The sequence below is a fragment of the Schlesneria paludicola DSM 18645 genome (genome assembly GCF_000255655.1).
Lineage (GTDB): Bacteria > Planctomycetota > Planctomycetia > Planctomycetales > Planctomycetaceae > Schlesneria > Schlesneria paludicola.
Genome location: NZ_JH636434.1, coordinates 1,144,564 through 1,165,962, shown reverse-complemented (window position 1 = coordinate 1,165,962; position 21,399 = coordinate 1,144,564). Strand labels below are relative to the sequence as shown.

Genomic DNA, 21,399 nt, shown 5'->3' with positions numbered 1-21,399 from the left:
CACCGTTGGTGAAGGTATTATCGAGTGCGTTACCGGTGAACTTGTCGTTTCCGAGTCCGCCGATGACATTCTGGATGCCGGTGGCCGACGAGAGCGTCAGTTTTAAATTTGAATTGACGTTCTGCTGGGCCGTCGATCCCAGATTCACGGTGACCGCAGGCGTGCTTCCGGTGAAGTCGACGGTCCCCCTACCGGTGCTGTCGATGATGGTGTCCGCACCGAGCTGCGAAGAGGTATTGAAGTAGTAAGTATCAATCCCTCCACCGTTGGTGAAGGTATTATCGAGTGCGTTACCGGTGAACTTGTCGTTTCCGAGTCCGCCGATGACATTCTGGATGCCGGTGGCCGACGAGAGCGTCAGTTTTAAATTTGAATTGACGTTCTGCTGGGCCGTCGATCCCAGGTTCAGGGTGACCCCAGGCGTGCTTCCGGTAAAGTCGATCGTTCCTTTGCCGGTACTATCGATGATGGTGTCTGCACCGAGCTGGGAGGAGGTCTTGAAATAGTAGGTATCGGCCCCGCCGCCACTGGTAAAGGTATTGTCGAGCGTGTTGCCGGTCAGCTTGTCATTTCCGAGTCCGCCGATGACATTCTGGATTCCGGTCGCCGACGAGAGCGTCAGTTTCAAGTTCGGATTGACGATCTGTTGTGCGACCGAACCCAGGTTCAATGCGACACCGGGTGTACTTCCGGTGAAGTCGATCGTTCCCTTGCCGGTGCTGTCAACGATCGTGTCTGCACCGAGCTGCGAGGAGGTATTGAAGTTGTAGGTATCAGCCCCGCCGCCACTGGTAAAAGTGTTGTCGAGCGTGTTGCCGGTCAGCTTGTCGTTTCCGAGCCCGCCAACGACGTTCTGGATTCCGGTGGCGGACGTAAGCGTCAATTTCAAATTTGAATTGATGTTCTGCTGGGCCGTCGATCCCAGATTCACTGTGACCGCAGGCGTACTTCCGGTGAAGTCGATCGTTCCCTTGCCGGTATTGTCAACGATGGTATCTGCACCAAGTTGCGAAGAGGTGTTGAAATAGTAGGTGTCGGCCCCGCCGCCGCTGGTGAAGGTGTTGTCGAGCGTGTTGCCTGTGAACTTGTCGTTCCCCGCTCCGCCGATGACATTCTGAATTCCGGTGGCGGATGAGAGCGTCAGTTTCAAATTTGAATTGACGTTCTGCTGGGCCGTCGATCCCAGGTTCAGGGTGACCCCAGGCGTGCTTCCGGTAAAGTCGATCGTTCCCTTGGTGGTGCCGTCGATGATAGTGTCTGCACCGAGCTGCGATGAGGTGTTGAAATAATAGGTATCAGCCCCACCGCCGCTGGTGAAGGTGTTGTTGAGCGTGTTGCCGGTCAGCTTGTCGTTTCCAAGTCCGCCGATGACATTCTGGATGCCGGTGGCGGACGAGAGCGTCAGTTTCAAGTTCGGATTGACGATCTGTTGTGCGACCAAACCCAGGTTCAATGCGACACCGGGTGTACTTCCGGTGAAGTCGATCGTTCCCTTGCCGGTGCTGTCAACGATGGTGTCCGCGCCGAGTTGCGAGGAGGTATTGAAGTAGTAGGTACCAGCCCCGCCGCCACTGGTAAAAGTGTTGTCGAGCGTGTTGCCGGTCAGCTTGTCGTTTCCAAGTCCGCCGATGACATTCTGGATGCCGGTGGCGGACGAGAGCGTCAGTTTCAAGTTCGGATTGACGATCTGTTGTGCGACCAAACCCAGGTTCAATGCGACACCGGGTGTACTTCCGGTGAAGTCGATCGTTCCCTTGCCGGTGCTGTCAACGATGGTGTCCGCGCCGAGTTGCGAGGAGGTATTGAAGTAGTAGGTATCCGTTCCGCCGCCGCTGGTAAAGGTGTTGTCGAGCGTGTTGCCGGTGAATTTGTCGTTCCCCAATCCACCGATGACATTCTCAATTGACGCACCAGACGCGAGGGTCAAGTTCAGATTCGCGTTGACGGCCTGTGCGGAAGTGATGCCGAGGTTCACGGCCAAGGCGGTTGTGCTCGATGAAAAATCCAACGTATCGTTACCACTTGGATCCGCAATTGAGACCGCGCCAAGTCCGGAATTCATACTGAAGGCATAGGTGTCATCGCCCGTGCCACCGACGAGTGCGATTCCGAGAGGGAAGGCGAAGTCCTGACTCGTCGAGTCCAGTGTGATCTTGTCGCTGCCTCCGCCGGTATCAATGCTAATGGACGTAAATGGGCCGAGATACGCCGTCGTGACATTAAAATCCGTGACCCCATTAATCGTCGTTCCGCCCGCACCAATCAGATGCAAATCAAACGTTCCTGGGATGGCTGCGGGGACATATTTGAGTGTGACATTATTGTCCGCACCAAGGCTCGTATTCGCTTCAGTCACAGTTAAGACTGTACCGACAACTGCGGCACTCAAGTCTGCCGCCAACATCCGCCGTTGTTCCAGTGATTCAACTTGGACGATCGCTTGCGCTGACGGGATCGAGCGACGGCAGCGACGTGGACGGACTCGCAATCGACCCTGACACACTTCACCGAGCCAATTCATCAGCAGCATGTTTCGCAAGCCCCTGTTTTACCTTCGAGTTTTTCGCACGATGTCAATTTTTGTCAGTTCGCCGGGCCGGATCTCGCAGAAAATGTATGATTGTGTTCTTATGTCCACAATTAGTGGCGTTGTTCACTTCACTTCGGTCCCGACTTGATGCGTAAACATAAGAACAGATGTGGGGGCTTGCCAGTGGTTTCTGCCAAAAAACGCGCAAAAATACTCTCAAAGCGCCTATTCTCTCGATTTTCCGGTCCATTCCTGCCCGCTAGGTATCCGAATCGGCGTTCGTGTTGACATTGGTAGTAACGGGGTTAGTGGTTGTCGTGTCGCAAAGTTCCAAAAACGCGCCTGATAGGACGTTGGTTCGTCCAAGCGAGGCTGTTGGCCGAAACGGCATTTCGTGTCGTAGCCCCTTTATTCTGATGTGAAATTCACTATTAATGAGACACTTGTATGGAGTGAGTTGATGGATCCGCTTCCAATAATGCTTTACCGAGGCGTTGCGAGCCTTTCGCGTCATCACTTGGAGGCGCAAAGCCAGGGGACATGTACTCCCAAGGGTGGCGATGCCGGGGATGGATTTCCCAATCGTCATACAAGCGGTGCAACCGATACAAGCCGTTTTACGTCTTGGACTGCGACCCGAAGTGTGGCTTGCGGATATGCAAGGTCCTCACCCACTGGACAGGGCGTTGTGCTTGAAATCCGCTTTGCACATGAGGTTGCGTCGAAGAACATGTACTACATGCAGGGGGAGAGACTGGGGGAAGATGAGTGGCTCATCGAAGGCACGATCCGGGGAGTGCGTGTCACTGCGATGTAACGCCTGCGGGGAGGGAATAATTGGCCGCAACTGCTGAATTGATCGCGAGTTGTGATTCGGAATGAACGGGTTGGCATATCCCCGCTCGGTGTCGTATGATTTTGCCGTGATTAGTGGCGACGCATTGCGTAAGAATCGTCTCACTTATTTATGGGTTTTTCGAGAGCCGCTCCTCATAAAGACTTGTTGTGTAAAGTGTTGTGGTCTTCGAGTCGAGTTTTCGTGTTCGATACTGACAGGTGGGTGCGTTCTCTGTGGGCAATGCATGCGAATCTTTCAGGACAGGGTGGCTACGCCATCGTTCAGTGAGGGCGTAGCTCAGCCATTTGGGCGGAGATTGAGTGGACGGCGTTTAAGCGAAAGCGGCGAATGAAGCAGTTCACGGGCGTCTTTCCTGATCTGGAATTCATACCGGGGCGAGAAGGCCGCGTTCATGTCGGATGATGCGCTAGCACTCGAAGATATCCAGGACCTCGTAGGTCGTGTTCTGGACGGTCGTTACGTTCTCGAGAAGTTTATTGACCGGGGTGGCTACGGCGCTGTCTACAAAGGAATGGATCGACGGCTTGGACAGGCCGTTGCCATCAAGGTGGGGCTCTCGTCGCGCGAGTTCATCAAAGAGGCCAGGCTGGCCGCCGAGGTTAAGCACGACAACATCGTGCAGGTCAGTGATTGTGGCAGCGACAAAGGTCTGGCGTATCTCGTGATGGAGTACCTTCACGGGGAAGACTTGGGCAAAGTTTTCACGCGTCAGGGGCGGCGGCTAACACTGGGGCAACTCCAAAAGTTGGTGAGAGAAGTCGGCGACGCACTCGCGTATGCCCATTCCTGCAAATTGATTCACCGCGACCTGAAGCCGCAAAACATCATCCTTCGGCAGCATGTCAGCCGGACGGGAACGACGACAGGCAGTGATCGATTCGTATTGCTGGATTTTGGAATTGCGTCCAAAACGGATTCCGATGGGACTCAACGAAATCGAACGCAGGACGGGGCTGGAACCGTTGAATACATGGCGCCGGAACTCTTGGGAAAAGATCCCAAGTCGACCGAGCAGTCAGATATCTACGCGTTCGGGGTCATCCTTTATCAAATGATGCTGGGGCGCGTGCCGTTTCCTCAGACCGATTCATCGCATCTAGCGTTCGCCGAATGCTTGAACGCGATCAGCAACGTGCCGCCACCGCCATTTCGCCAAGTCGACGCCAATCAAAAATATCCCGCGGCGGTTGAAGCGTTGGTCATGCAATGCCTGGACAAGGTTCCCACGCACCGGCCGAAATCAATGGCCGAAGTGCGGCAACGATTCCTTGCGATTTACGACGCCAAGCCAATGGTCGATTTGGATGCGAAATCAGCGTCTCGCGATCGTTATGAAACGATTCGCCCCGATGATTTCGCGGATACGGCCAGTGATGTGGAATCGGTGACGAGCCGTCCACGGCGGGACCTGTCTCAAAAGCCGTCGTCGGCCTGGAATTGGCTCTTCGTGTCGATGTTGTTGCTTGGCGGCGGCGGCGCTTGGCTCACTTTGCGTCCGTTTGTTCCGAGTCATACTGGCAACGTGCTATTAACGGACACGGCAGGAAATACGATTGATGAGGGAGCACCAATTCGGCTTGTTGCTGGGACAAGTGCGAAGTTCACGTTTGCCATCAACGATTTGCCGAAAGGAGACTTTGTCGAATTTGAGTCGCAGTCAGTTCCCGGTCTTGTGGAACTCAAAATGGAGAACGGTCCCTTTCCAGCGACATCACGTTATGTGACCGTCACCGCTCCCAGGCTCAATTCTCGCACAACGGATCCCCTGTCGATAATTCTTCGCGCATCAACAAACCAGGGGGCCGTAACATTTGAGCGATCGATTCAGTTGACGGTTGAAAGTCCGACACCCTGGTTGCCCGAGGGACTGAAGAAGCTGGGGTTTCGCGTTGCCGACGATTCCTGGTTGTGCGACGTTAAAGTGGATGAACAAGTTTGCGCGTCGATTCTTTCTCGAGAAATTGATGGAAAAGAGGTGCGTTTTCGGCTGGTTCCGGCGAAGAAGCTCAACGATGGCGGCAGCAATTCGCGACTCGTCGACACGTTCTACATCATGGAAAATGTTGTCACGAACAGGTTATTCAAGGCGTTCGCCAGATCGAACCCGAACTTCGAGCGTGAAACGCGAGTCGATGGTCAGCGCGCATGGGAATCGGAGACGTCCGCCGATACTCCAGTGACCAACATCGATGCTCTCGAAGCGCAAGGGTTTGCGATCTGGCTCACCGGCGACTGTCAATGCGGAACCTTGCCATCGGCAGCGGAGTGGGAGTTGGCGGCAGGCTATTGGGATTTTCGCATGCTCGACAGGAAATCGACGGAAGCGATCTGGAAAAAAATTCCTGGGACCGAAATCGATGCGAAGATCGCATCTGGACCCTCACTTGGTGCAATTCGGCAGCCTGATGGAACGGTTTTGGAAAGACGTTCGCCCTATGGGTGTGAATACAACAGTTTCTACGTTCGCCTTCGTCCCGAAGACCCCGATGAAACTGAGGTTTGGCCCACGGAACTGACCCGGACATTTACCGATTCGGGAGTTGGTGATCTGCACAAGCTTTGTCTGAAAGGAGTGCCGAATTCCGTCGATTCCGTTCTCAAATCAGATCTCAAATTGGTCACACGCGGTTCTGGCTTTCAAGTTGAAGCTCGCGAAATCAGTTGGCTCAACGAGCAATCACAACCCAAAAGTGTCGAGGACTTGAGCATCGATTCTGATCCTGTTGATCCCTGGCCCGACAAACGGAAATACTCCATTTTTCCGGATTTGGGCTTTCGAGTCGTCATTCTCACAGCGACCGGCGGGCCGCACTAACCACGGCCGCTTCGACCTGGACTTGGGCAAAAGGCTCAAAAACGTCGTCGGATTTCGATGCGGATTGTCGTCAACTGAAGTTGCGTGCGAACCGACGCTTGCGTAGTCGCCATCACCTCCACGTGAACGCGAAAACGGCTAAGTCTGGACGCCGACAGGGTGTGATGGGATGATGTGAGATCAACGAATGCTTCTGCATCGACTTGGGAATGTCTGTGGCCCGAGGCGAGTACTGGAATGGGACCGGGTGAGGATCAGCGTGAATGGCGATTTGTTTCTCAGAGTCGACGTGTAAGCCGAAAAATCGAAACGTCCATCAAGCCCGTTCCTTGGAACCTCGTGGCCGCTGGCTGCCAGCGCGATGTCAGCCGTTACGCGGGTGGAAGGCTCGTCTCTGGGTTCTGGCGACAATGCTGAATCTCGTCACGTTGCTTGCTGGCGAAAGCAGTGTGATTGCGGCTGATCAGCCGATTGAATTCAACCGCGACATTCGCCCGATTCTGTCGGACAATTGTTTCTCGTGTCACGGGCCAGACGAGAAATCGCGTCAGGCGGAATTGCGTCTGGACGTTTCTGACGCCGCACGCAGCAAATTGCCGTCTGACAATACGGGCATTGTTCCCGGGAAGTCTGCCGAGAGTGAAATCATTCGACGTGTGTCGTCACATGATCCAAGTCTCGTGATGCCACCACCCGAAAGTGGTAAGAAACTGACGGAGGCGCAGGTTGACCTATTGCGCCGCTGGATTGACGAAGGGGCCACCTATCAACGTCACTGGTCTTTGATTTCACCCCGTCGCCCACCGCTGGACCTGTCGGGAATTGTGAATGCCAGCAGTCCAATCGATGTCCTTGTGCAACAGCGGCTCTTGTCCGAAGGGTTGTCACCTTCGGTACCTGCTGATCGGGAACGATTAATTCGCCGGGTGACGTTGGATTTGACCGGCGCACCGCCTTCAATCGACGACGTGGATCAGTTTGTGGCTGACGAGTCGCCCGACGCGTATGAACGAGTTGTCGATCGCTTGATGGCGTCGCCAGCGTACGGTGAACGCCTGACTCTGGATTGGCTCGACGCCGCCCGCTTTGCCGATACGCACGGGTTTAACAACGATACCACCCGCTCGATGTGGCGCTGGCGTGACTGGGTGATCGAGGCCTTCAATTCCGGCATGCCATTCGATCAATTTGTGACAGAACAACTCGCAGGCGATTTGCTTCCCAATCCAACGCTCGATCAGTTGATCGCCACGGGATTTAATCGCAATCACGTGATCAATTCCGAAGGAGGCATCATCCCGGAGGAATATCGGGTTGAGTACGTTGCCGATCGCGTTCATACAACGGCAACCATTTTTCTCGGCATGTCGATGGGCTGTGCCCGCTGTCACGACCACAAGTTTGACCCGATTTCGCAGCGTGATTTCTTTCAGTTTTTTGCGTTCTTCAATCAACTGGATGAAAAGGGCGAGGACGGTCGCAAGGGCAATGCAGAGCCAATGATCAATGCCCCGACGCGCGAACAATCCGCGCGACTGGATGGGCTCTCGCGCGAGATTGCCGGACGTGATGCCGCAATCGAACAGCGAATTTCTGCTGCGAGCACGTCACGCGCCGAATGGGAGTCACAGTTGCGTGCGATGGTTCAGCATCCCTTGGATGTCGCGCCACCGTTGTTGCAGTTGTCGATGAACTCCGGGAATGCGACCGAAATTGTCGACCGCGCAAATCCCACGCGAAAAGGGACGATCGTGGGGCCTGCGGAGTGGGTTCCGGGAAAATTTGAGCAAGCTCTGAAATTCGATGGTCAAACCCATGTGGAATTCGGAGACCTGGCATCGTTTGAACGTACCGATACGTTTTCCTGTGGGGCCTGGGTGAATCTAGAAACGAAAGACGCCGCCACGGTCATTGCACGCATGGACGAGTTGGCCGCATTTCGGGGATTCGATCTGCAATTCGCAGGTGGCAAACTGACGTCGCATCTTATTCATCATTGGCCCGACAATGCGCTGTATGTGGTGACAAAAGCCGATGTGCCCCTCAAGCAATGGACGCATGTCTGCGTCACCTATGACGGTTCGTCAAAAGCGGAAGGACTGAAACTGTATATTGACGGACAGGTACAAGACGTCACATTGCCGAATAACAATCTGACTGAGTCGACTGTCACCAGCAAGACTCTCAGAATCGGACGACGAACTGAAGGGGTTCCGTTCAAGGGGGCCATTGATGAAGTTCGCGTTTACAGCCGAGCCATTGCGCCTGAAGAAGTCATCGCGTGGTTCCGTGATGACGGAATTGCGGACCTTTTGGATCGTCCTGCCGAACAGCGATCGGCAGAACAGCAGCAGGCCATTTCGAGGTCTTACCTCAAGCAAACGAGCCCTGAATTTCAGCAAATCGTCGAGCAGCGAAATCAGCTTGAAGCACAACGCGTCGCGACGACGAAGGCATTGCCTTCCGCGATGGTGATGCGAGAAATGTCGACACCACGCCAGACATTCGTGCTGCAACGCGGACAGTACGACGCGCCCGCCGAAGAAGTTCGGGCCGATGTGCCCTCAAGTCTGCCTCCCTTCCCCCCCGGTGCTCCGCGCAACCGTCTCGGGTTGGCGCAGTGGATGTTGGCGCCTGATCATCCGCTGACGGGGCGCGTGGCCGTAAATCGCAGTTGGGCCCTGTTTTTTGGCAATGGTCTCGTCGAGACGGTGGAAGATTTTGGTTCGCAGGGCCAATGGCCCAGTCACATGGAATTGTTGGACTGGCTGGCGACCGAGTTTTCCGGAGTGGGGGCATCGGATTCACCCCGCCGCTGGGATCTCAAACGGCTCCACCGGCTCATGGTCACGTCTGCGACGTATTGCCAATCAGCGCGCACGACGCCTGAATTGAACGAACGTGATCCCGCCAACAAACTCTTGGCGCGAGGGCCACGTTTTCGACTTCAAGCCGAGATGATTCGCGACAATGCGCTGTCGCTCGCAGGATTGCTGAGCGATCGCGTAGGAGGGGCCAGTGTGTCACCCTATCAACCGGCTGGATTGTGGGATGATGTGGCGGTCGGCGCCGACTACGAAGGAACCGTTTATAAGCAGGATCAGGGAGAAGGCCTCTATCGTCGCAGCATGTATACTTTCTGGAAGCGGACCTGTCCGCCGCCGGGACTCAACACATTCGATGCACCCGAACGAGAGTTCTGTCTCGCACGCCGTTCACGTACGAACACACCGCTTCAGGCACTGGTGCTATTGAATGATCCGACCTATGTCGAAGCGGCACGAAAGCTGGCCGAAAGGACGCTGACTGTCGGTGGTTCTGCGGAGGAATCGCGGCTGGCGTATGCATTTCGCTTGTGCCTGTCGCGTGCGCCTTCCGCGGCCGAAACGGCAGTGTTGCTGCGAAATTATCGGCAACGCCTGGCGCAGTTCCGAAAGGATGCCACTTCGGCGAAGTCGCTAATTTCCATCGGTGAGTCATCACGAGATCCGTCACTCAACGAGGCGGAACTCGCCGCGTGGACGTCGGTGATGAGTCTGCTGCTGAATCTGGACGAGTTGATTACCCGCGGGTAATCAACTCGAGCGAACGGCCTGTTGAAATCAAGGGGCAGGCCCGTCGCAAAATTCAGGGTCCTGGTGATCAGAAAGAGGGCCACTTGTGCGCCTTCTGGGAGCCTGCCCCATCGATTCAACAGGCTGCCGAAGTCGAGATTCAGCTAAACTTTGCGTCTGCTGGAGGAGCACCCATAACGTGGTAGCCGCTGTCTACGTGCAGCGTTTCACCGGTGACACCGGTCGACATATCGCTGAGCAGATAAAGGCCAGTCTTGCCCACTTCTTCGACTTCGACATTTCGTCGTAGCGGTGCCATGGCACCGTACATGTTCAGCATCGAATCGAAGTCTTTGACGGCGGACGAGCTGAGAGTCTTGATCGGCCCGGCACTCAATGCGTTCACACGAATTTTCTTTTGGCCCAACTCGTGCGCGAGATAGCCAACGGATGATTCGAGCGCGGCCTTGCAGAGCCCCATCACGTTGTAGCCAGGAATGACGCGTTCGCCGCCCAGATAGGACAGCGTGATGATGCTTCCGCCGTTGGGCATCAATGCTTGAGCTCGTTTGCAGATGGCCATCAGGCTGAACACACTGATATCCATCGCGGTCTTGAAGCCGTCACGGCTGCAGCCGTAAACGGGCCCCTTCAGATCGTCGATCGGTGCGTAGGCGATTGAGTGCACGACGAAATCGATCTCGCCGAATGTCTCTTTTGCCAGAGCGAACGTCTTGTCGAGGTCGGCATCTTGCTGCACATCGCACGAGACCAGCATTTTCGCGCCGATCGGGTCGACCAGTTTGCGTACGCGGCGCTCCATCTTCGGATTTGCGGGATCGCGGTCGGGCAGATGTGTGAAGCCGAGTTCCGCTCCCTCTTTGTGCAATTGCTCAGTGATCGCCCAGGCGATCGAATAGTCATTGGCAATTCCGAATACCAAGCCGCGCTTGCCAGCCATCAAACTCATTTTCGATTCCTTCTCAATCGCGGACCAGTGCTCGGTTCGGTCCATGGCGCCTATCAATTGGGCACGAGCCGTGCCATTGGTCACACGATAACAGAGCCAACGAAACCCGCAACCGTTACCGGGAACTGCTCACCCGATCGGCAGGCAGAAATCAAGCGATGCCCCGCTGTTGGTGAACTTGTGGATGGGGCGAACGCAAGGTTGGCGGAAACTCAGTTCGCGAAGTCTTAGGGGATCAGTCCGAACTGTGCCCGTCGTTGAAAAACACGTACGGGCGGATCAATGCGGCGATTTCAGGCCGTTCATAATAATGCGACCAGATATGCCCAAAGCCGACCAGTTCGGTGATGTCGTAGTCGACGATTTTCTCGTTCCCGCTTCCAAGTTGTTGTCGGTCGCTGTGGGTAAATCCCGTGATTGCCATGGCACGCGTCGCAAAAGGGCGTCGCAAGGGATAAAACAGCAGCGGAAAATCGTGTTGATTCTTGAGGTTGAGGACCGCTTCCGCAGGACATAAGGCCAATCCAAATCGTTCGTCGGGGTTGAGCCAGTTGTGATCGATTGCGGCGGCAGCGAAAACAACGCGAATTTTGCGCAACGGGAGAGGCCCCCCTGCCAGTTGCTTTCCCGAAACAATACCGCCCGCCATTGAATGCAATGCGGCCGAGACCATTCGCGTTCCGTGGCTATGACCGATCAGGCAAATGGGGTGGTCAAGGCTGATTCGGGAGACCAGATCGGCCAGGTAGAAGCCATTCAATGTGGCTCGACGTCCCATTTTATTGACTTGAAGCTGTGGGATGCAGCCGTCGGCTTCGCTGGACCAAGTGTAGAAAATGAGATGCATCGGCTGATGCGGGGCCGCAGCGCGCAGCCACTGATTCGTGCACGCCGAATCCTTGAGCATCGATTCCCACGTCACAAAGCTTCCGTGCGCCATAAGGCAGACTGGCACACCGGGTTGAAGCGATGATGTTAACTCGTCGAGCGAACTCTGGTGCGTCGAATTCGTCCCATTAAAACGGAAGACGTCGTAGTGACAGGCCTGTCCACTCTCGACCTGTTGCGTCGATGTCCGCGTGCTGACGATCCAGTATTCGGGCGCGCACGCCGTGGCGACATCGTTCGAACTCGACGCTGAAACGCGTTCGGCGGCAGAGGCTTCGGATGCGACAGCCGGAGCGGTTGGAACCTGAATTGAGGCAACTGACGGAAGGTCCGTCTGCGCCATCAGCCAGGAAGGTACGAGCAGCACCGCACAGGCTATCCATGGTAGCCTATGGCAGGAGCGCAGTTTGCGCCGATAATGCATTGGGTGCGTCGTCATTGAAGCCACAGCCGAAAAATGACCAGCTCTCCGGTCTACTCGGCCTAGGTTATCGACGCTGGGACCATTGAACCCCGAGTCGAAACGGTGGCGCACCTATCTCTCGCGCAAAAAGTCCTTTCAATCTGGTCAGGATCTCGTAGCCTGATCATTTCATCGGCAGAGTCGGCCGGAAAAACCGATCGTCCCGGACGGCATGCCGCTCGGGACGATCTGTAAAATTTCAGTGGAATCGAATCGCTTCCGTTTTAGGTGAAACGAGTTCAGTGGTCTTCACGTGAATGACTTGGAACGGGATCGCGCGAGCGAACTACTGTGCCGTCTCGTCCGCAACATCGCTCTTCTCGGCAGTTTGCGTGACCGCTTTCGCGGGACGTTTCGAAGTGTTGGACTTCGACGCAGGCTGATCGGCTTCGACCTTCGCTTCTGGTGCTTGTGGCACTTGTGGCCGGCGTTCACGCAGCACCTTGATCACTTCGTCGGTGATGTCAGCACCGGTATCGACGGACAGCAACAGACCTTCGTTCTTGGGGATGACGACGCTCATTCCACGCTTGGCAGCCACTTCTTGAGCGATCGGCTTCATTTCCGCGCGGAAGTTGGCGATTTGCTTTTGCTTGAATTGTTCGAACTCGGCACGTGCCTTGTTCTGGAGTTGCGACAATTGCGTGACCGCACTTCGCTCCATCGCCGTGAATTCCTTCTGGTCTTCGGCCGACGGTTCTTCGCCGTAACCCTTCTTCTTCGTGTCGAGTTGCTCTTTCGCATTTTCGACGGTCTTCGACAGCATCTGGTTCAGCGAGTTCTGTGCGAGCTCCAGTGAATTCGCCAACTGACGATCGCGACCAGTATCCTGGGCGACTTTGTCCAGATCGACGACCGCGATCCCGCCGTGTGACGAAGGCGTAGACGTTCCGATCATTTGACCACAACCGACCAGGCTGAGTGCCGCCAACGAAACGGGGACCAGCAGACTGAAGTGACGCATCCAAAACTCCTTTTTGGATCTGACGTGTTGACGTGAAAGACCGACGGGCGGGGAACCTAAGCGAAAGCGAAAAACCCGTCCAGACCAGAACTGAGCAGAGTTCAAAATTTCTCTCACTCAACCTCCATGTTGTTCTGGCGAAGGAGCGTTCGAATCAACGCTAAGCCGTGTCTCACCCTGTGTCCGCGCCGCAGACGGGGGCATTCTGAACGGATTCATCCGAAAATCGTTTTTACTCGCGCAAGTCCGCCGATTTGAGCTAGGTTTGCTAACGCTCGTGGTCCGTTCTGTGGAATTCGTTAGACGAGAGGTTTCGCGCGATTCAGCCTCTGGTTTGGTTCTGTGCCATCAGTGCGTGTTGTGAGGGATTGCGCGATTATCCGTTCGCGCGGGGGACGTCATGCGAGAAGAATTCCTCGAACCGCTGCCAGAGGTTCGAACGAAAGCAACGCTGCTGATGGGGAATGTTCCGATTCCCTGTTACGTTGTCGAGGCGACGATGTGCGAATTCCGAGTCGCCGTTCCCGGGATTGAACAGTACGAAGGTGACCCGCGGCTGACTCTGGTGACGGTCAATGCGGTGTTTCCCGTGCGGATTATTCGCCAGGAAGCGCACTCCGGCGGCTACTCGTTTCGACTTCAACGCTTGGATTTGCTCGAGCAGGCTGTGCCAGTGAAGATTCCGCCGGCGATGCGTACCCCCTTCTTATCGTCACCACTTCGTGCGACGTGCGTGCTGGCGATCATCATGGCCAGCTGTGTGTGTATTCCGACTGTCAGCGACGAAATCCGTCTGCTGCGTATGCAGGGACGACGATCACAAACGGTTGGTTGGGGAGCGACTGTCAGCAAAAACGACAGCGTTCCTGCGACGGCACCACCTGAAAATCGGGTGTCGCCGAACAGTCGGTCTGGCCATTTCGAATCCGACGAATTCGAAGATCTGCCTCCCATCGAGGTCTCGATGGTGTCCACGATGACACGTCGACGCGCGATCGCGTCGCGTCCTGCGGCCGACGACGCAAAGCTGTCCACGACCACTGACCAGGCCACTTCGGCAATGACACGAGGGGCAACGCCGGTGCAACGCGCGGCGCTACTGAAATCGGCGCTCGAGGCCGGTCAAAGCGGCGGAATCCAGAATTTGACTTGTTCGATCGCGCCTTGGCTATTTGGTGCGAATCTGCCGGTTCAACTTCAAGAAATTCGCATCTCCGACACCGCGATCCGTGATCTGCAGCAGTTCGAAAGCAGTTTGAAAGATCTCTCTGCCGACGCCGTCCACAGTGCCGTTTCGAGCCTGAAACGAATCCTTGCTTCTGCCAGCACCGATATCCGTCAAGCCCATCGGGTTGCCGGCCTCGCGGAATACCGAGTTATCTCATCCGAAGATGCCAGTCTTTACTTTCGAATCGTTCAAGGGCGAACGGAACTTGTCCGCGTCCTCCCAATTGACTTCAATCGGACCGAATCGCAATGAGCTACCCTAGCGCCGAGCACGACTTCGAATTCGATCCTGCCGTCACCGCATGGTTTGTTCCACCCGGTCGATCGACGTATGCACCCATCGAAGTCCCGGTACAAAGTCCCAAGTCCCGTTCCAGGCAGCTTCATGAACTTTCCTTGATGCTGCATCAACCGGACGAGCCGGATACGGAACCGCAGTTGCAAAAGCCGCTTGAGACGAATCAGCGCCAATACGCACGCTGTCCGCTTCCGCAGGAAAGCGTGACCGCCAGGCTGAATTTGAATGGCCGCAAGCTTGTTTGCCAGTTGGTCGAGCTTTCAATCGGTGGGTTTGGTGTCGTCGTTCAAGGAAAGCCGAACTTGTCAGCCGGTGCGATTGGGCTGCTGTCGGCTCCTGGTATGAACTTCATCGTGAGTGTTTCCCGCCAGGAAGAACGTTCGGATGGAGTCTACATCGGTTTGAAGCAGATCGAAGAAGTACTGGACGACCATCCATTCTCACGTGCGGGGCGCGCATCACCATTGGGGTACGCGATCGCCGCATTTTCTGGCGCCATGATTGCCACAGTCGCCTACTTCTTCATGCGCGGTCAATAAACCGATATGGACCGCACGCGCCATTCAGTCCAGGAAGAGAAATTCCGAGGCGTTCCACATCGCGCGGCAGTACGCCGGCAGGCCATGACGGGCGATGAACGTCTGGCCTATCGATTTCTCTTCCGCATCGGCCTCACGCCCGAAAAGCAAGAGATACGCGCTATGGACCTGCCCGTCGGTGGATGCGGCGTGTTCTGCGGTCAGACGATTCGCGAAGTGATTCGCCATTCTGAGACCAAACGAATGATTCAGCAGCGATAACGCTTGGAGTGGAGTCACAGTCGACGATCGTCGTGGCGTGGTCGTTGAAGGGTCTGGGCAGTCGAACGTATCCAGGAACGGGCTGCGTCCGCCTCGCGCCCACATGCGATAGATCGTGCGACGGTGGTTCACCGCGCCGACCGGGTCAATCGGGTCGTAGAACTGGGTGCCCTTAAAGAAATATGAATTCACGTCCTGATATCCCTTGCCTCCGAGCTGCGAATTCAGTTCGCCCGCAACCGACAGCATCGCATCGCGCATTTCTTCCGCTTCCAGTCGGCGAGGACTGAACCGCCAGAGCAATCGATTGTTTGCATCAACTCCCGCAGCGCGCGAATTGTGATTCGATCCCTGTCGAAATGTCGCCGACGCGAGCAGCAATCGGTGCAAGCGTTTCAGCGAAAATGCCTGTGGGTCGGGAGGCTGAGCGGGATCGTGCTCGATTTGATTTCTGCGACGTCCCTGGAATTCGGCGGCCAGCCATTCCAAGAGTTCTGGATGGCTGGGAACGCCTGCATGGAAACCCATGTCGTTGGGGGAGTCCGCCAATCCCGAGCCGAAATGATAATGCCAGACGCGATTCGCCATGACGCGGGCGAACAAGGGATTGCGGTGATCGGTGATCCAATTCGCAAGTTGCTCACGGCGATGTGATTCAATGGCGTCGGGGCGCAAGCCAAAATCGGATGACAGCCCTCGAATGGCGGCCAATCCCCCAGGTGCCACTTCGTCACCGAGCGTGGCGACACTTCCCCGAGTATGAATTCTCATGGGGCCCGGCTGAGTCGCGACGGCAGTGTAGACCTGAATCGTTCCGTGTTTCTGGAGTTGAGTGAACTGCTGTTGCCGTTGATTCAACTCGCTCTGTTTTGCTCGCCGATCGTCCCGCATGTCGGGGGATAGCGCCTGTTGGATTTCTGTTTCGCTTACCAACGTCCTCAGCGAATCGGCTGAAAGAGCGACCTGCTCTGCCGTGAGCGCCTGATTGAACAGCCGCGCCGCGACGATCGTTCCTCGCAGGCTGCGATCGTCGCTCGGCTCTTGTCCGTGTCGAAGTCCAAAGAGAATTTGCGAGTTGCTGGGATGAAACTTGACGGCCACATTCTTATGAATGGGGCTGCCGTAATGTTGTCCATTGCGATAGCAGACGATCGTGCCGTCCGCGTGATAGACCTGCGTCAGCACGACTGACGCATTGTCCGCATGTTTTTCGGCGGGCCCTTCGAACGACACGGTTCTTGCGAATCCTTCGCTGCCCGCCATCCACTGCAACGGTTTCTGTTCGGCGTAGACGACCGCATCGAATGTGTTGCCATTCAGTGTTTGCAGGGTGATCACACCACCGCCAGATTGTTGTAGCGAGTTGAGTTGTACGCGGACTTCCAGCGTCTTTTCGAAAATCTCTTTGGACAGCCGCGTCGTTTTCGCGAACGATGATTCATTGACTGTCAGTCCGGCGGTCGTCTGAGTTGCCGCTCCCATCAGTTTGACGTGCATCTCGCCGATCTGGTCCCGAAGGGACTGCGTAAAGTCCCAGGCCGCGATCGCGGCTGGTACCTGTGTGGACGTTGGCTCGTTGGGAGATTCGGATCGGTCGGCCAGAGCCTTACGAATTTCATGCTCTTGCTGTCGCAATGTTTCGGACAGCGTGTCGATCTGCTGACGCCAGGCGGCCAGCTGAGTTGTCACGGCATTCGGAGTGAATTCTCGCTCGCCATGATCGATGCCTGCGAGGGCCGATGCCAATTGATAGTACTCTCGGGTCGAGATCGGATCGAACTTATGGTCATGACAGCGGGCACAATTGACGGTGAGTCCCAGGAATGTCTGGCCGACCGTTCCGATGATGTCCTCCAGTTCATCTTGCCGCATTGTGGCTCGCATCCGGTCGATGACCGGGATGACGGTGTCATGAGCGCCGGCAACGAGAAACCCGGTTGCCTTCAACGCGTCGAGATCGTTGCTGGCGAGCAGATCTCCCGCCAGTTGCCAGCGGGCAAATTCGTCGTACGGCATGTCGCGATTCAATGCGGCAATCACCCAGTCACGATAGTGCCAGGCATTGGGGCGCGGCAGGTCTCGTTCGAACCCGTTGCTTTCACCAAATCGCACGACATCCAGCCAGTGTCGTGCCCAACGCTCGCCGTAATGGGGCGACGCGAGCAATCGATCGAGCAGTCGTTCCCAGGCATCGGGGCGCTCGTCCGCCAGAAACTGTTCAATCTCATCAGGCGTCGGCGGCAGTCCCAACAGGTCAAACGTGACACGTCGAATCAAGGTGCGCGGTACGGCGGCTGGCGACATGGACAGGCCGCGTTGTGTCAACTTTTGCACGATAAAATTGTCGATCGGCTGTCGCACATCGGTGCCATCTCTGGCTGTCGGGACCGCAACCCGCTGGAGCGTCTGCAGCGACCACCAGTCGAGACCCGCACGATGGTCCGACGAGATGGCGAAGGGATCGATCGCTCCACCTGACCAGACCGCTCCTGCGGCGATCCAATCCTGAATCAGTCGCTTCTCATCCGCGGACAGCGGATGTTTCGGCGGCATAATGTCCTGATCGACGTATTCCCACACCAGACTTTTTTCGGGATGACGTTCCACCAAGCCGGGACCTGACTGACCGCCGGTCAGCATGGCATCGCGCGAGATCAGAATCAGCTTGCCTTTGGCGTCGTCTCCGCTGTGGCATGCGATGCATCGATGCGCGAGCAGTGACTTCACCTGGAAGGAAATGTCACCGCCATTCGCATCGTCAGAGGCTTGTGCATGGGGTTGATTTGTCCAAACACCCAGGCAAATGCCAATGACCAGGGCCATCCCCGCGAATATTCGCATACCTTTTACCTGCCTTGCTCACAAAATCGTTCGGCGGCCGTTGTGGCCACCAATACGGTACTTCCAGAAGAAAGTCCCCGCAACGAGATCTCGTTGCTAACGAAAATCTCTGCGAAATCCTTGTGAATCCTCCAAAAGCACCTCGCGTCTTTGCGATCCGCTACGTTCCAGATCAACAGACGCTATTGCGAATGTCGAATCGATGGTTCGGGTCGCGCACAGGGTGGGCGAGCGGGTTTGAGACCGTTAGAGTGTGGCCAATCAGAATCCCGCCCTCCGAATCGATCCGACGACGCACCTATGACGACTCAATCTGAACGTACTCCGACGCCCGCGATGCAGCGGTATCTCGAGGTCAAAGCACAACATCCCCATGCCATTCTGCTATTTCGCATGGGTGACTTTTACGAATTGTTCTACGAAGACGCCGTGGTGGCCTCAAAGGCAATCGGGCTGACGTTGACCAGTCGCGACAAGGGGTCGCCGAATCCCATTCCGATGGCGGGATTTCCCTATCATCAACTCGACGGCTATCTGCAGCGGCTGGTTCGCGCCGGATTCCGGGCAGCCATCTGTGAACAGATGGAAGATCCGAAGCTTGCGAAGGGGCCTGTCAAACGGGATGTGACGCGCGTTGTGACGCCGGGAACATTGACCGAAGACTCGCTGCTTGATCCCCGCGAAAGCAACTTTCTCGCATGCGTTTTTCCGACGAAGGATGTTTGCGGACTTGCCTGGTTGGAAGTTTCGACCGGTCGGTTCTTGATGGCCGATCTTGCGGCCCAGCATGTCGTTGATGAAATCGCCCGAATTCGCCCGGCAGAATGTCTGATCCCGGAAAACTCGCGCGAACTTCCCCTGATCCAATCATTGAACCAGATGTCGGGAATGCTGCTCAGCGATCGGCCGCCCTGGTCTTTTTCGTTGGAACAGTGCAAACGCAAACTCCTTGAACAGTTCCAGACGCGGACGTTGTCGGGGTTTGATATTGATGAGGATACTCCAGGAGTGACCGCAGCGGGGGCACTGCTGGAATACGTTCAGGAAACGCAGAAGAGTGGTTTGGGTCATATCACAAGGCTTGAGCCTTATCGACGCGGGTCCAGCCTGCTGATCGACGAAGCGACGCGACGTAGCTTGGAACTGACTCGGACGCTTAAAGACGGTCAACGCGAAGGCAGTTTACTGGCCGTGATTGATGAAACGGTCACGCCCATGGGCGCGCGTCTTTTGGGCGAATGGCTTTCCAATCCACTGACAGATGCCACACGCATCACCCTTCGTCTCGACGCTGTTGAAGAGCTGACAACCGACGCAGTTTTTTGCCGTGATCTGCGTGAGCAGTTGCAGGAAGCCTATGACCTTCAGCGTTTGACGGCGCGTGTGGCCACCGGACGATGCTCACCTCGCGATTTGGCGTGTCTGGCGCGAACCCTGGCACTGCTGCCCAAGCTCAAGGCGAAGTTGTCGGGGCGTGCGGCTCGGCGACTGATTGAACTGGAAGATCGACTCGATCTTTGTCCCGAAATTCGGGCGGATATTGAGTCGGCGCTGGTCGATGAACCGCCGATGCTGACGAGTGACGGTGGGATGATTCGTCCCGGCTATCATTCGCAGCTTGATGAATGGCGCGATTTGGCGCGCGGGGGGAAAGACTGGATTACCAAGTACCAGTCCGAGGAAATCACGCGGACGGGCATTCCGAATTTGAAAGTCGGATTCAACAAGGTCTTCGGATATTACCTGGAATGCACTGCCGCACAGGCCGAGAAGGTTCCTGCCGATTACATTCGCAAGCAGACCCTGAAAAACTACGAGCGATTCATCACGCCGCAACTGAAGGAGTACGAAGAGAAAGTCCTGCGTGCCGAAGGGCAAGCGGTTCAGTTGGAACAAGAGTTGTTTAACGCGTTGCGGGAACGAGTGGCGGTGCAGGCGGCGCGACTGCGAGACATTGCGGAAGTGCTGGCCGAGGTCGATACGCTCGCAGGCCTGTCGACGTTGGCCGTGCGGGCTGGATATTGCCGTCCGCAGATCTCGATCGAACCGGTTCTCGACATCCGCGAAGGTCGGCATCCGGTCCTCGATCGCCTAAAACCAAGTGGCGAGTTCGTTCCAAATGATGTGCGCATGGGCGCAGCGAATGTTCCGATTAAGGCGAACGGCGCCGATGCGCAAGCGGGATTGGCAGCATCAACGGCGGATTATCCGACGGGGCTGATGCAGTTGATTACGGGCCCAAATATGGCCGGTAAGAGCACTTACATTCGGCAGGCCGCATTGATCACGATCATGGCCCAGATGGGGTCATTTGTTCCCGCCGCCGCAGCGTCGATTGGGATTGCCGATCGCGTTTTTGCACGCGTTGGGGCCAGTGACGAACTGGGCAAGGGCCAAAGTACGTTTATGGTTGAAATGACAGAAACTGCGCGAATCCTCAACGCGGCAACGAAGCACAGTTTGGTGATTTTGGATGAAATTGGTCGTGGTACAAGTACATATGACGGAATTTCGCTCGCCTGGGCCATTACAGAGTACTTACATGATGTGACAAATTGTCGCACCATGTTTGCGACACACTATCATGAGTTGACTCAACTCACAGAATCATTAAAGCAGTGCACCAACTGGAACGTGGCGGTGCGTGAAGATGCTGATGACGTCATTTTTCTACATAAGATCGTTCCAGGAGCGGCAGACAAAAGTTACGGCATCCATGTCGCACAGTTAGCGGGTGTGCCGCGCGCTGTGCTCGAACGAGCGAAAATTATTCTGAAAACATTGGAAGATGATCATCTGGACGACTCCGGAAAAACGAAGGTTCCGGCACGTCGTACGCAACAGAAACGTGAATTTCAGTTGGCATTGTTCGCAGATGAGGAACATCCGATCATTGATGAGTTGCGACAACTGAACGTCAACGAATTGACTCCGCTTGCCGCACTTCAGGAACTGCATCGATTGCGACAGCAAGTCAAGTGACTGTCGTCTATGCAAGGTGAGTTTCAGAATGATTCAGTCCTTTTCTAAGAATCTTCAAAAGTCTGAATTTCACTGTTGCAATCCTGTCAAGAAATTGCCAAAACAATTCTGCTGCCGATGAGTCACCCTCCATGGTTGAACTTCCATAAACTTCCAATCAGTCGAAATACTGCTTTATCCCTTTCAACCCAACCGGGTGTGCGAAGAC

At 55.7% G+C, this 21,399-nt stretch carries 10 protein-coding genes; 5 read left to right on the top strand and 5 right to left on the bottom strand.

The features are described 5' to 3' along the window. Positions 1 to 2,530: beta strand repeat-containing protein (locus OSO_RS42270; RefSeq protein ID WP_010582506.1), on the bottom strand; the 2,530-nt coding region annotated here is incomplete at its 3' end. 1,250 nt (positions 2,531 to 3,780) lie between these two features. On the opposite strand from OSO_RS42270, the gene OSO_RS0105625 reads away from it, so the two are divergent. Both OSO_RS0105625 and OSO_RS0105620 read left to right on the top strand, forming a co-directional pair. Further along, positions 3,781 to 6,204: a bifunctional serine/threonine-protein kinase/formylglycine-generating enzyme family protein gene (locus tag OSO_RS0105625; protein ID WP_010582504.1), complete on the top strand. Its 2,424-nt coding sequence runs from the start codon at positions 3,781 to 3,783 to the stop codon at positions 6,202 to 6,204. Between the two features lie 263 nt (positions 6,205 to 6,467). Beyond that, complete coding sequence (locus OSO_RS0105620; RefSeq protein ID WP_010582503.1) at positions 6,468 to 9,779, top strand: DUF1553 domain-containing protein; 3,312 nt, start codon at positions 6,468 to 6,470, stop codon at positions 9,777 to 9,779. 139 nt (positions 9,780 to 9,918) lie between these two features. Here the strand turns inward: OSO_RS0105620 and OSO_RS0105615 are convergent, their stop codons facing one another. From OSO_RS0105615 to OSO_RS0105605, 3 genes are all read right to left on the bottom strand, one after another. After that, a complete protein-coding gene (locus OSO_RS0105615) occupies positions 9,919 to 10,728 on the bottom strand; it encodes an enoyl-ACP reductase FabI (protein WP_029246684.1) in 810 nt (269 codons plus the stop codon). Positions 10,729 to 10,963: 235 nt separating this feature from the next. After that, positions 10,964 to 11,983 (bottom strand): hypothetical protein, encoded by a 1,020-nt coding sequence (locus tag OSO_RS0105610; protein WP_010582501.1) that lies wholly within the window; start codon positions 11,981 to 11,983, stop codon positions 10,964 to 10,966. Between the two features lie 382 nt (positions 11,984 to 12,365). Then, positions 12,366 to 13,043 carry an OmpH/Skp family outer membrane protein gene (locus tag OSO_RS0105605; protein ID WP_010582500.1) on the bottom strand — a complete coding sequence of 226 codons (678 nt, stop codon included), beginning with the start codon at positions 13,041 to 13,043 and terminating at the stop codon, positions 12,366 to 12,368. Between the two features lie 400 nt (positions 13,044 to 13,443). Here OSO_RS0105605 and OSO_RS0105600 point away from each other — a divergent pair, with 400 nt between their 5' ends. After that, positions 13,444 to 14,523 carry a hypothetical protein gene (locus tag OSO_RS0105600; protein WP_010582499.1) on the top strand — a complete coding sequence of 360 codons (1,080 nt, stop codon included), beginning with the start codon at positions 13,444 to 13,446 and terminating at the stop codon, positions 14,521 to 14,523. Then, positions 14,520 to 15,107 carry a PilZ domain-containing protein gene (locus OSO_RS0105595; RefSeq protein WP_010582498.1) on the top strand — a complete coding sequence of 196 codons (588 nt, stop codon included), beginning with the start codon at positions 14,520 to 14,522 and terminating at the stop codon, positions 15,105 to 15,107. The genes OSO_RS0105600 and OSO_RS0105595 overlap by 4 nt, the downstream gene beginning before the upstream one ends. Before the next feature lie 24 nt (positions 15,108 to 15,131). Here the strand turns inward: OSO_RS0105595 and OSO_RS42265 are convergent, their stop codons facing one another. Continuing rightward, positions 15,132 to 18,209, bottom strand: coding sequence for a DUF1549 domain-containing protein (locus OSO_RS42265; RefSeq protein ID WP_010582497.1), 3,078 nt, complete (start codon positions 18,207 to 18,209; stop codon positions 15,132 to 15,134). Positions 18,210 to 18,509: 300 nt separating this feature from the next. Between OSO_RS42265 and mutS the strand changes: the two genes are divergently transcribed. After that, on the top strand, positions 18,510 to 21,191 hold the full coding sequence (gene mutS, locus OSO_RS0105585; protein WP_010582496.1) for a DNA mismatch repair protein MutS: 2,682 nt from the start codon (positions 18,510 to 18,512) through the stop codon (positions 21,189 to 21,191). Positions 21,192 to 21,399: the final 208 nt, after the last annotated feature.

Bases quoted from the DNA above. Each gene is read 5' to 3' on its own strand.
- OSO_RS0105625 (WP_010582504.1), top strand. From the start codon at position 3,781: ATGTCGGATGATGCGCTAGCACTCGAAGATATCCAGGACCTCGTAGGT.
- OSO_RS0105620 (WP_010582503.1), top strand. From the start codon at position 6,468: ATGGCGATTTGTTTCTCAGAGTCGACGTGTAAGCCGAAAAATCGAAAC.
- OSO_RS0105615 (WP_029246684.1), bottom strand. From the start codon at position 10,728: ATGAGTTTGATGGCTGGCAAGCGCGGCTTGGTATTCGGAATTGCCAAT.
- OSO_RS0105605 (WP_010582500.1), bottom strand. From the start codon at position 13,043: ATGCGTCACTTCAGTCTGCTGGTCCCCGTTTCGTTGGCGGCACTCAGC.
- OSO_RS0105600 (WP_010582499.1), top strand. From the start codon at position 13,444: ATGCGAGAAGAATTCCTCGAACCGCTGCCAGAGGTTCGAACGAAAGCA.
- OSO_RS0105595 (WP_010582498.1), top strand. From the start codon at position 14,520: ATGAGCTACCCTAGCGCCGAGCACGACTTCGAATTCGATCCTGCCGTC.
- OSO_RS42265 (WP_010582497.1), bottom strand. From the start codon at position 18,209: ATGCGAATATTCGCGGGGATGGCCCTGGTCATTGGCATTTGCCTGGGT.
- mutS (WP_010582496.1), top strand. From the start codon at position 18,510: ATGACGACTCAATCTGAACGTACTCCGACGCCCGCGATGCAGCGGTAT.